General features: G+C 39.9%; 13 protein-coding genes. 10 read left to right on the top strand and 3 right to left on the bottom strand.

What is annotated here, in order from left to right; genetic code table 11:
- The 9 genes from JWQ85_RS03860 to JWQ85_RS03820 form a co-directional block, all read left to right on the top strand.
- On the top strand, positions 1-1,208 hold a 1,208-nt coding region (locus JWQ85_RS03860; protein WP_299464210.1), incomplete at its 5' end, for an inositol-3-phosphate synthase.
- Between the two features lie 275 nt (positions 1,209-1,483).
- Positions 1,484-1,858: a GtrA family protein gene (locus JWQ85_RS03855; RefSeq protein WP_299464207.1), complete on the top strand. Its 375-nt coding sequence runs from the start codon at positions 1,484-1,486 to the stop codon at positions 1,856-1,858.
- Between the two features lie 13 nt (positions 1,859-1,871).
- A complete protein-coding gene (locus tag JWQ85_RS03850) occupies positions 1,872-4,421 on the top strand; it encodes a DUF5686 and carboxypeptidase-like regulatory domain-containing protein (protein WP_299464204.1) in 2,550 nt (849 codons plus the stop codon).
- A gap of 30 nt (positions 4,422-4,451) precedes the next feature.
- Positions 4,452-5,165 (top strand): CDP-alcohol phosphatidyltransferase family protein, encoded by a 714-nt coding sequence (locus JWQ85_RS03845; RefSeq protein WP_299464202.1) that lies wholly within the window; start codon positions 4,452-4,454, stop codon positions 5,163-5,165.
- Entirely contained in the window at positions 5,162-5,770 is a 609-nt protein-coding gene (locus JWQ85_RS03840; protein WP_299464199.1) for a DUF4833 domain-containing protein, read from the top strand. The genes JWQ85_RS03845 and JWQ85_RS03840 overlap by 4 nt, the downstream gene beginning before the upstream one ends.
- A 5-nt stretch (positions 5,771-5,775) precedes the next feature.
- Complete coding sequence (locus tag JWQ85_RS03835) at positions 5,776-6,402, top strand: sterol desaturase family protein (RefSeq protein ID WP_299464196.1); 627 nt, start codon at positions 5,776-5,778, stop codon at positions 6,400-6,402.
- Complete coding sequence (locus JWQ85_RS03830) at positions 6,395-7,333, top strand: phosphatase PAP2 family protein (protein ID WP_299464193.1); 939 nt, start codon at positions 6,395-6,397, stop codon at positions 7,331-7,333. Before JWQ85_RS03835 ends, JWQ85_RS03830 begins: the two co-directional genes overlap by 8 nt.
- 229 nt (positions 7,334-7,562) lie before the next feature.
- A complete protein-coding gene (locus JWQ85_RS03825; protein WP_299464190.1) occupies positions 7,563-8,342 on the top strand; it encodes a hypothetical protein in 780 nt (259 codons plus the stop codon).
- An 83-nt stretch (positions 8,343-8,425) separates the two neighbouring features.
- Entirely contained in the window at positions 8,426-8,998 is a 573-nt protein-coding gene (locus tag JWQ85_RS03820) for a CAP domain-containing protein (protein WP_299464187.1), read from the top strand.
- Here JWQ85_RS03820 and JWQ85_RS03815 read toward each other — a convergent pair whose 3' ends face one another.
- The 3 genes from JWQ85_RS03815 to JWQ85_RS03805 all read right to left on the bottom strand — a co-directional run bounded on the left by JWQ85_RS03815 (position 8,999) and on the right by JWQ85_RS03805 (position 11,017).
- Positions 8,999-9,241 (bottom strand): DUF1456 family protein, encoded by a 243-nt coding sequence (locus JWQ85_RS03815; protein WP_299464185.1) that lies wholly within the window; start codon positions 9,239-9,241, stop codon positions 8,999-9,001.
- A 236-nt stretch (positions 9,242-9,477) separates the two neighbouring features.
- Positions 9,478-10,179 (bottom strand): pseudouridine synthase, encoded by a 702-nt coding sequence (locus JWQ85_RS03810; protein ID WP_299464183.1) that lies wholly within the window; start codon positions 10,177-10,179, stop codon positions 9,478-9,480.
- Positions 10,180-10,183: 4 nt separating this feature from the next.
- Positions 10,184-11,017 (bottom strand): MBL fold metallo-hydrolase, encoded by an 834-nt coding sequence (locus JWQ85_RS03805; RefSeq protein ID WP_299464180.1) that lies wholly within the window; start codon positions 11,015-11,017, stop codon positions 10,184-10,186.
- A gap of 261 nt (positions 11,018-11,278) precedes the next feature.
- On the opposite strand from JWQ85_RS03805, the gene JWQ85_RS03800 reads away from it, so the two are divergent.
- Positions 11,279-11,872: putative sensor domain DACNV-containing protein (locus tag JWQ85_RS03800; RefSeq protein ID WP_367186180.1), on the top strand; the 594-nt coding region annotated here is incomplete at its 3' end.

Below are 11,872 nucleotides of genomic sequence, written 5' to 3'. Positions count from 1 at the left end.
AACCTGTAGGTTCATTAACTCAAATGGGAAGTATCCGTTTGGGTAAAAGAACAGAGAACCGTCATCCAAAAATTAAAGATTTTGTTCCATTGGCAAAATTGGAAGACATTGTATTTGGTGGATGGGACGTATATGAGGATAACGTTTACGAAGCTGCTATGAATGCTAAGGTTCTGGAATCTTCTTTACTAAATGAAGTAAGAGAAGGTTTAGAAGCCATCGTTCCGATGAAAGCTGCTTTCGATAAAAACTATGCTAAAAACCTTGATGGTACACATGTTAAAACTGGTACCCGCCATGAGCTTGCCCAGCAGGTGATGGATGATATTAAAAACTTCCAGGCAAAAAATGGCCTTGACCGTGTAGTTTTAGTATGGTGCGGTTCAACCGAGATTTATTACGAAGCATCAGAAATACATCAAACTTTAGCTGCTTTTGAGCAAGCTTTATTAGATGATGATAAACGTATAGCACCAAGTATGATATACGCTTATGCGGCTTTAAAACTTGGTGTACCATTTGCAAATGGCGCCCCTAACTTAACAGTAGATATCCCCGCGTTAATGGAGCTTGCTAAAGAAACTCAAACCCCTATTGCCGGTAAAGATTTCAAAACAGGCCAAACCTTAATGAAAACAATCTTGGCACCAGGCTTAGCAGCGCGTTCACTTGGTGTACACGGATGGTTCTCAACCAACATTTTGGGTAACCGCGATGGCTTGGTATTGGATGACCCAGACAACTTTAAAACTAAAGAAGTTTCAAAACTTGGTGTGTTAGAAGATATTTTAAGACCAGAAGATAATCCTGAGCTTTATGGTGAGATTTTCCATAAGATCCGTATTAACTACTACCCTCCGCATGGCGATAACAAAGAAAGCTGGTATAACATTGACATTTTTGGCTGGTTAGGCTACAAAATGCAGATCAAGATCAACTTCCTTTGCCGCGACTCTATCTTAGCAGCACCTATTGCTTTAGATTTAGCTTTATTTTGCGATATGGCTAAACGTGCTAACATGAGCGGTATACAGGAGTGGTTATCATTCTACCTTAAATCGCCGCAAACGGCACCTGGTTTACATGCCGAGAATGATATCTTCAAACAACTTATCAAACTTGAAAACACCTTACGTTATTTAATGGGCGAAGACCTGATCACGCATCTGGGCCTTGACTATTATGACGATATGTTTGCTGGTCAGTAAACATACCATAAGTCTTAAAAACTGGTTATTGCCTTAGCTGGCGGTAACCAGTTTTTTATTTACAAATTTTTAGGTTTAAAATAACGATATTCGCGACCGAAAACTTAACCTCCTCCCAAGGTATTTTTGTTTCAATTTATACTGATTTAGTGTTTTTTACGTAGATAGTAACAATTAGTTTATTATATCGTCTACTTACCTGATATAAGTATCAGTATAAAAAGATCTTACGGCTGGGTCAAAACATAATTAAGCCGGACAATTTTTAAACGTGAATGGCAACATTTGTTAGGGCACAGGCGTCATCCTTTATAGCATCCTTATTTGACTTTTTGACCACAATAGTCTGTAAGGAATTTTTTTACCTTTGGTACGTTAAAGCAAGCTTGATCGGAACCATTGTTGGGGGTGTAACAAACTTTGCATTAGGCAGGGTTTGGGTGTTTAAAAAGCGCAAAGGAAAAACCATCCCCCTACAAGCTGTTAAATACATGTTAGTATGGGGCGGCAATGTGGTCTTAAATACAGGTGGCGTATTTTTAGTTACGCATTATGTGGGGTTAGATTACAAAATTTCAAAGGTTTTAGTATCGTTTTCAGTTGGGGTAACTTATAATTACTTCCTTCAAAAAAAGTTTGTTTTTGCATAATTGAATAAGGTTAATGAATTTTAAATACACGTATAAGTATATATTTCTTGTACTATTTTTATTAATAAGTGTTGCTGCATTGGCGCAAACCACAGTTGTAACCGGGAAGGTTACCGATGGCAGCAATAAAAATGGCCTTTCATTTGTTTCTGTTGCCTTTGTTGGCAGTACAATTGGTGTTATGACTGATGCCAATGGCGATTATACCCTCCACACAACACAACCCTACACTAAAATAAAAGTAAGTTACATAGGTTTTAAAGATGCTACCTATAATGTACTGCCTGGTAAAGAGCAGGTAATTAACATAAGGATGATACCTTCATCAACCCAGTTGAAAGAGGTTAGTATAAAAACCACTAAAAAAGCAAAGTATGTTAATGATAACCCCGCGGTTGCATTGATCCGTAAGGTTATTGAGAATAAAGAGAAGAACCGCCCCGAAAACTATTCGTTTGTTGAGTACAAGGAATATGACAAGATGCAGTTCTCGCTCAGCAATATATCTGACAAGGTTAAAGAGAAAAGGCTTTTCAGAAAATATAAATTCATATTTGAAAACAAAGATAGCGTGAGCTATCCCGGTAAAACATTATTACCAATCTATTTAAAAGAGCGCTTATCACAAGTATATTACCGTAAAAACCCCGAAGCTACCCGCAATGTAATACTTGGTGAAAAGTCTGTTGATTTTGGGCCGGGCTTTGATACGGAAGGCATTGGCCAGTACTTTAAACACCTTTATGAAAAGGTAGATATTTACGATAACAGTATTATGCTTTTGGGCAGGCAATTTTTAAGCCCTATAGCCAATAGCGCACCTACTTTTTATAAATTTTTTATTACCGATACCATTACGCTTAATACCGGTAAAAAGCTTGTGCAATTAAGCTTCACCCCGCGTAATACGAACGATATACTTTTTGAGGGCGAAATATATATCACCCTTGATGGCAATTATGCTGTGCAAAAAGCCAGCCTAAACATCAACAAAAACATTAACGTCAACTTTATACGCAGCATGCAGGTTGATCAGGATTTTGAGCTAAATCCTGATGGCCGTTATCACCTAAGCAGAAGTAATACATTTGCAGATTTTGGCATAACAGCCAAGCGTAAAAGCGGGATGTTTGGCATCCGGACATTAACACTCAAAAATTACGTTGTAAACAAACCTCATCCGGATACCCTGTATAAAGCAAGGCCAGAACTGGAAGATGAAGAGCTAAGGAACCGCCCGGAAAGCTTTTGGGCAGAGAACCGTTTAGATACACTTACAGCAGCCGAATCAAGGGTTTATAAGAATATTGACAGCCTGGTACACATGCCATCGTTTAGGCGCACTGCAGATATCGTTAATCTTTTGTTTGCCGGTTTTAAAAATTTTGGCAAATTTGAAGTTGGCCCTGCCAGTACGTTTTACAGCTTTAACCCTATAGAAGGTTTCAGGCTGCGTATAGGTGGCCGTACCACTGCCGATTTCAGCAAACGGATCTTCTTTGAATCGTATGGCGCCTATGGTTTTAAAGACGATCGCTGGAAATACTTTTTTGCCACTACTTACTCGTTTAACAACAAAAGCATTTATAGGTTCCCGCAGCATTATATCCGCGCCAGCTTTCAGCGCGATACCAAGATACCGGGTCAGGAGTTGGCGTTTATACAAGAAGATAACTTCTTGTTATCCTTTAAGCGTGGTAAAAACGACAAGTATCTTTACAACGATTCGTACCGTATAGATTATGTAAGTGAGTTTGAGAACCACCTATCTTATAAATTAGGTTTAAAAAAACTAACGCAAACGCCTGCCGGCAGTTTATATCCGTTCATTAATACGATCGGCACAAACACATTTCAGCATTTAACTACAACTGAGATTAGTGCCGGTATTCGTTACGCGCCTAACGAACAGTTTTACCAGGGCAAACTATTCCGTGCGCCTATTATTAACCAATACCCAATAGTATCGTTAGATTTTACAATGGGTTTAAAAAACGCGTTAGGTGGCGAGTATGGTTATCAGAAATTAGATTTCCGTGGCGATAAACGCTTTTATATTGCACCATTTGGATTTTCGGATGTGGTGATCGAGGCATCAAAAACTTTTGGCCAGGTGCCTTATCCTCTGCTAAACATCCATCGTGCCAACCAAACTTTTGCATACGTTATCGATTCATATAACTTAATGAATTTCCTGGAGTTTGTGAGCGATCATTCGGTAAGTGTTAATATCGATCAGCACTTTGGCGGTTTCTTGTTTAATAAGATCCCGTTGTTTAAAAAATTAAAATGGCGCGAAACAGCTTCTTTTAAAATGCTTTACGGTGGCTTAAGTGAACAAAGTACGCCATCGATACATCCAAACCTGTATCAATTTCCGGTTGATGAAAATGGCGTGCCTATTACTTATGCCTTAGGAAAAACACCTTATATTGAAGGAAGTGTGGGTGTCGAAAACATTTTTAAATTTATAAGGGTTGATATGGTTAAGAGGTTTACGTATTTAGACCATCCCGGCATTGCCGGTTGGGGAATACGTGTGAAGATTAAGTTTGATTTTTAATATGTTTAATTTTATTTATTTTTATAACTAATGGAACCACAAACATCAGTACGCACAAGCCTGCAACTGGGGATATATAAAATTATCGACCCCGTTGTTAAGCTCCTGATAAAGGTAGGGTTAACACCTAACGCAGTAACTTCTATAGGTTTTATTTTAAACGTTGGCGTAGCAGCCATATTTATTATAGGTGCCGAAGATGGCAACCGTGGCGATTTCACCTATGTTGGCTGGGCAGGCGCCTTAATTTTGTTTGCAGGCCTGTTTGATATGCTTGACGGGCAGGTAGCCCGCCTGGGTAATATGAAATCTGTTTTTGGCGCCCTATATGATTCTGTGCTTGACCGTTACAGCGAACTCATTATGTTTCTTGGGATATGTTACTATCTTGTAGCTCATCACTATTTTTTAAGCTCGATATTCGCGTTTATAGCGCTTATAGGCTCAATGATGGTAAGTTATGTTCGTGCCCGTGCCGAAGGCCTTGGGGTAGACTCTAAAGGCGGCCTAATGCAACGCCCTGAACGCGTTATTACCATTGGAGTTTGCGCTATTGCATGCGGTGTGGCATCGTCATACCTTGGCGGCGATTACAAACTGTATATCCCGGGTATTAAATGGCATGTGTTCGAAACCATGTCTATTTTTACTTTTCCAATCACGATACTCGCTGTATTAACAAATTTAACAGCCTTTAAAAGGCTGGTGAATGCCAAAAAAGCATTGTCTGATAGAGAAGAATGATCAAAACCCTGTTAAAGTTATTAATAACTGTTGTAGCTGTCACGGTGCTGGGCTTCAATGACGCAACTACGGTTATAAAACCTCAACGGGCCATACAAACAGATACCATTAAACCACGTACGGATCAAAATGGCAAGGTTTATCCTACGCTACCCCTAAACTCAAAACGTTTGTTTTATTTACAGCGATCGCCCAATATCAACGCGTTATCTTACGACGTTAATATCGATGTAAAGACAGGCAAGCCCGACGAGGACTCACCTGTTCACGTTTATTGGCTAAGATATGCAGAAGGACGCGGAGAAACATCGGAATTAACATTTTTACAACGTAAATTTGCATACGGAGTAACATCAAATCCATTGGGTAATAATAAGTATGATATCAGAATTATGTCATACAAAAAAATTCCGCTTACTTTAATGGCGGCTACCGACGGAAAATATCATATCTTCGCAACTGTGGCCAAAAAACAGATGTTGCTTCAAAATATTTTTATTCAAATTGAAGGAGGTTCTATGTGGTCACCAAATATTATTTTTGTAGAAATGAAGGGTACAGACCCTATTACAGGAAAAAAGGTTATAGAACGTTTTAAACCTTAAGTGTTATGGCTAAGAATTTTGTTTCAAATTCACAGGAATCTGTGAGAATGTTTAAAAATAGTTTTTTAGAAAGCTTATCTAAAGTGCACTACTTTGTGCCTATTATAATTTTTGTACCGGTTATTTTAGTTACCAGTTATTTTGCTTACGATAAGCAAATTGGTATACTAAACTACATCTGGCTGTTTTTAGCCGGCCTGTTTGTATGGACGCTTACCGAGTATATTATGCACCGCTTTGTATTTCATTTTGTGCCAAAGCAAAAATGGGCATTGCGCCTGCACTTTATCTTCCATGGTGTACACCACGATTATCCGAGCGATGCAAAGCGTTTAGTAATGCCGCCATCGGCAAGTATCCCATTAGCTACAGGCTTTTATTTCCTTTTTGATGCATTGCTGCCTGCTAATTACATATTCGGATTTTTCCCCGGCTTTATTTTAGGCTACCTGGTTTATGATATATCGCACTATGCCATTCACCATTTTAATTTTAAGGGCGCATTCTGGAAAACCATAAAACAACACCATATGCTGCACCACTATCAAGACCCTACCAAAGGTTACGGTGTAAGCTCCCCTCTTTGGGATAAAATATTCAATTCAGATTTCATTAAAAAGCAGAATGGCTAATGCTGTTGGCGATGATATACGGATCAATACAAAAAGTATAAGTATTATTACCGGTATATCCATTGCGTACCTCCTTCTATCGTATTTCCTGGTTGGCTTTAAAACCGACCAGTTGATTTTGCTGGGTATATTTAACATATTGTTTTATGCATCAGTTATAACCCGCAAGTTTATATTAGGCTTTTCCATCTTTATTGTCTACTGGATCATTTTTGATTACATGAAGGCATTTCCTAATTATAATTATAATGATGTGGCTGTTGGCGGCCTTTATAATGCCGAGAAAAATTTGTTCGGCATACAGTTCCATGGCAGTATCCTTACACCTAATGAATACCTGCGCCTTAAAGGCACAAACTTTTTAGATGTAATGGCGGGCCTCTTTTATCTTTGCTGGATACCTGTTCCCCTTGCCTTCGCCGCTTTTTTATTCTTTAAAAATAAACGCCAGTTCCTGTACTTTTCAATAACCTTTGTACTGGTGAACATGCTGGGTTTTATTGTTTATTATGCCTATCCGGCTGCACCACCCTGGTATATACAGTTTCACGGTTTCAACTTTCATCCGCTAACACAGGGTAATACCGCCGGTTTGGCACGTTTTGATAAATTTTTCAATATCAGTTTATTCAAATCTATCTATTCAAAAGGCTCTAATGTATTCGCAGCCATGCCATCGCTGCACTCATCCTATCCGGTTATTGTGTTGTATTACGGTATAAAGAACCGTTTAGGGCTTATTAACTGGTTTTTTGGGGTTGTAATGCTGGGCATTTGGTTTACTGCGGTATATGCAAGTCACCATTACGTACTTGACGTTTTAGCCGGTATTGTTTGCGCTGCTCTGGGTATTATTCTTTTCAACTGGGCACAATCTGCATCAGTTTACTTTAACAAATTCCTTAATCGCTACGAAAGCGTAATACAATAATTGTAGCAATTTGTTTATTGTGTACATTATTTTGTACTACTATTTAAAACTGTTGATAAGATCAGTAGTGTTAATATCTATTTATAACACTACAAATAGCTATAAATCAAAGTTATTATACTATTAACGTTCTTTATTGTACCTTGCATACCCCCGCGATAAAGTATTAACAATAACGGGCATAAAATTTGAATAAAGTGTAGCATACTTATTTGAAATCTGTAAGCAGATGAAAAAACTTTTTATACTTATTTTCTTTTTATTAGCCACTACATCATTTGCCGCGCATGCCTATGTCGATGAAAAAAACAACATTGACAGCCTTAAGCAAAAACTACAGCTTACTACTAATGACACGCTAAAGGGTGTTATTTATACCCAAATTGCTGCTGAATACCTAAAATTTGATAAACAACCCAACCGTAATTTAAAAGCTTACTACCAAACAGAAGCCATACATTATACTTTACTGGCCTTGCATAATTATAGCTATTATGAGGATACTACTGGTATCCGGTCAAGCTTTGACGATCTTGCAAGGGTTTATATCTCCCAAAGAAAGTACAGCGAAGCCAAATGGTTTATCCTTCAATCAAATAAAATATCCCGCCAGGTAAAAGATGTACCTAATATTATTAGTTCTCTTGTAAAACTATCAGCCATAAAAATGGAGTTGAAAGAGTATAAAATGTCTATGCGCGATTTGAATGAAGCGCTAAGATGGTCTGTAACTAATCATATGCCTGCATTAGAAGCAGTTGTGCAGCAAAACTACGCCTACCTGTATAACCGATTAAAAGACTATGAAAAAGGTGATGCAGCAGAAAAACGCGCAACCGAAATAGCACAGCAGATACAGCGCGATGAAGAAACAAAACCTGTTGTCATTACCTTTGATAACTCCCCCGTAAAAGATAAAAAGCCTGCCGTAAGCAAAAAGAAAAAAGTGTTGGTTGTTGCAAAAAAACCTGCAAAGGTCGGCTCTGCCAAAAAGCTGGCTTCGTTATAATACTTCCTATAACTTAATTGAATTTTGTCAGATGATTTATACCCATTTAAACCATAACACGTTAGTAGTGTCTTAATACTAACATGAAAAAATACTTTTTAGGTGCCTTACTTATTCTATCAGTTTTAGCTTTCAGTTCATTTGTTCTGGTAAATCGTACTGATGACTATGCCTCTTTTAAACAGGAATTTTTAGATCTGATAAATAAAACGCGTGCAAAAGGCTGCAAGTGTGGCAATATCTATATGCCACCTGCCCCACCCATAACCTGGAATAATGATTTAGAAGAAGCCGCTAAAGGGCATGCTAAGGATATGGCTAAGAGAAATTATTTTAGCCACGAAAGTAAAGACGGCCGTACCATGAATACGCGCATAATTACCGCGGGATATATTTACAAAGGATGGAAAAGCTTTATGATTGGCGAGAACATCGCCTTTGGGCAAACCAGCATCCCCGAAGTTATGGCCGGATGGTTTAAAAGCGAAGGCCATTGCCACAACCTGATGAATCCCGGCTTTAAAGAAGTTGGCGTTGCCGAGCATGACAAATACTGGGTCCAGGATTTTGGCGGCCGCGAAGCTTTCAGTGCAGAACAGCAGAAACTAATTAAAAGCGGCAAATACCGGCTGATACAAAAAGGGCCCGGATATTAACTACTCAGGTTTTTCTGTCTTCTCTACTTTAGGGCCACGCAGGTGTAAAACCAACCCATTCAAAAAATTACGCAGCAACTGATCTTTGCAAGGCTGAAAATTGGGGTGGTCTTCGCTACGGAAAATAGCGCTTAATTCAGTTTTTGTAGTCCGGAAGTTTGCCAGTTTCAGTATCTCGATGATCTGGTCGTCACGCAGCTGCAAAGCCACGCGAAGCTTTTTCATGATATCGTTATTGCTCATACTGCAAATATAAATATAGTTTGTGAGTTAGGGTGCAATCAAATTTTCGCGTTCCACAGGCGTTCCGAATGGGACGCATCTAAACATTGTTCATTCTCTTACTATCAACCGTCCCGCTGTAGGGGCCGCTTTTTCGTAAAAATCGCCCCATCGGGAACGATTGATAATGGAATATAAAAAGGGCGTTTTCGAGTCGTTTTAAGGCCATTTTAAGTCGTTTTTGTGACGTAGAAAATTTAATTGCATCCCTTTAATTTATCTTCCCAGCCCATCAATTTCGTAACCCGTTTAAATTCTTCCTGCAAGGGTGCTTTTATCATTATTTCCTCTTCGGTAACCGGATGCGTGAACGCTAACTGCGATGCATGCAGCAGCATGGTTTCCATCTCCCAGGTTTCTTTAAAAAACTTGTTCTGCTTGTTGCAGCCATGGGTACGATCACCTATAATGGGGTGAAATATATGGGCGAAATGCTTACGAAGCTGATGCATCCGCCCGGTTTGTGGCACAGCCTCAACTAATGAATACCTTGATGTAGGATGCGAACCAAACGGCACGTCCAACTCAGCCCTTTGTAAGGTAACATATCGCGTTAGCGCATCCTGCAAGGTCCCGTTCTCTTTGCGAAGCGGGTAATCTATTTCTTCGGCGTCGGGTGTATAACCGCGTAATACAGCCAGGTATTTCTTTTTTACCCGGTTCTCCATAAAGGCCTGTTGCATAGCTATCTCGGTAGGCTTATCAAACGCGAAGAGCAATACGCCGCCTGTCTTTCTATCAATACGATGAGCAGGATTAACCTTTTTACCTATTTGATCGCGAAGCAGCTGCAAAGCAAATTCCTCTGCATCCGCGGCTATTGATGAACGGTGTACCAGCAAACCGTGTGGTTTGTTTATGGCTATTAAATTTTCGTCTTGGTAAAGTATTTCCAGCATCTGATCAGCTTATGGCAAACTGAAACTGCCCGGTAATTTGGTTAAGTACATTACTTTCGCCTGCTGCAAGTGGTAGCGGGTCTATCACATAAACTTGGCTTTCCTCGTATCGCGAAGCAACGGTAACATGTGTATCACCTGCATGCTCTGCAAACATTTTCAGTGCTAGGTCGGGGCAGTTATTATCTTTTGATAAATGTGCCAGCAAAACATGGCTCATGTAAGTGGGTTTATGTTCAATGAACATATCCAACGCCTGCTTATTTGATAAGTGGCCCTTGCCTCCGCGGATCCGCTTCTTCAGGAAGAATGGATACCTGCCCTGCTCCATCATTTCCTCGTCGTAATTAGCTTCCAAAAAAGCGGCATGGCATTGCGCAAAGTGGCGGATCAAGTGCTCGCAGGGCGCACCAATATCTGTAAACACACCTATCCGGGTATCACCATTGCTTATCATAAAGCTATGCGGTTCAACAGCGTCGTGGTGCTTAGGGAAAGGCATTACTTCAAGGTTACCTATCTTCACCGATTCGTATGATCTTAAACTAATACACAGTTCTTTTGGCACATCGCCGCAATGATGAACCGTACCATCGGTAACATAAACCGGCAGCCGGTACTTTTTAGCCAGTACAGCCAATCCCTTTATGTGGTCAGAATGTTCGTGCGATATAAAAATGGCCTTTACCTTTTGCATGGAAAGCCCAAGGCGGGTCATCCGTTTTTCGGTTTCGCGGCAAGATATGCCAGCATCAACCAATACTGCTTCACGCTCGTTACCAACGTAATAGCAATTGCCGTTACTCCCCGAATTTAATGACGCTATAAACACCGGCATACCCTACAAAGTAAAACATTTTAGATAGATACTAAAAGCTTTAGCGTGGTTAATTTTCAACAGATTTTCCGGCGGTATTTCACGCAAAGGCGCGAAGACGCTATGTTGGATTGGCGAAAGACATTCCTACAGGATGAAAGGTAGGTATTGCGTGAAAAACAACCTCTTTGTCAACTTAAACGCAAACAATATTTACTTACATAACATTAACATAAAGGCTTAGGATATTAACTATTATTGTACTGAAAAACTTTTGTATCAATGCTATCTGAACCAACTTACCTCCCAGCCCGTATGGTTGCGCCCGAGATTGAGGCCCATTTTAAAAAGCATCAGTTAGCAGCGCAAAACATACCCGATAGTAATGTTGCTGCCGCACCCGATAGCCACATCATTGAAGCGGTTATTGATATCGCGTTTTGGTCGAGCATGAGGCGTGAAGAAGGACGTTCTCCAAATATATCTTTGGCCCTATTACAACCTTCACAATCGGATAAACCCCTCATTTTTGGCGAAAAACTACGGTTAACCACACAAAACCTGATAAAATTGGCGCCCGCTGTTGAGCAGCCGGGCATACATTTAGGTGTTTGGCCAGATGGTGACGACCTGTTTATTTGGGGAACCACCCACAGCGTACCCGCCATTTGCTTTGTATTAGAAGTAGTGGAGCCTGGCCTGTTGGTTATAAAACACCGCCGGGTTGATGGCTTTGGTAAGTTTGTGAATGTTGCCGTTTTACAGGGCGACCAGATAAAAGTATTGGACGAGGCCACCATGGGCATAGCCGATTGCCCGCAATTACTAAAATCGCTTGCTAATATGCCTTTGCCCTCTTATATGGGCGAATCTTTT

The organism is Mucilaginibacter sp., from assembly GCF_028288105.1.
Taxonomy (GTDB): Bacteria; Bacteroidota; Bacteroidia; order Sphingobacteriales; family Sphingobacteriaceae; genus Mucilaginibacter.
Note: the sequence above shows the minus strand (reverse complement) of the source record. Positions and strands in the feature narration are given on the sequence as shown.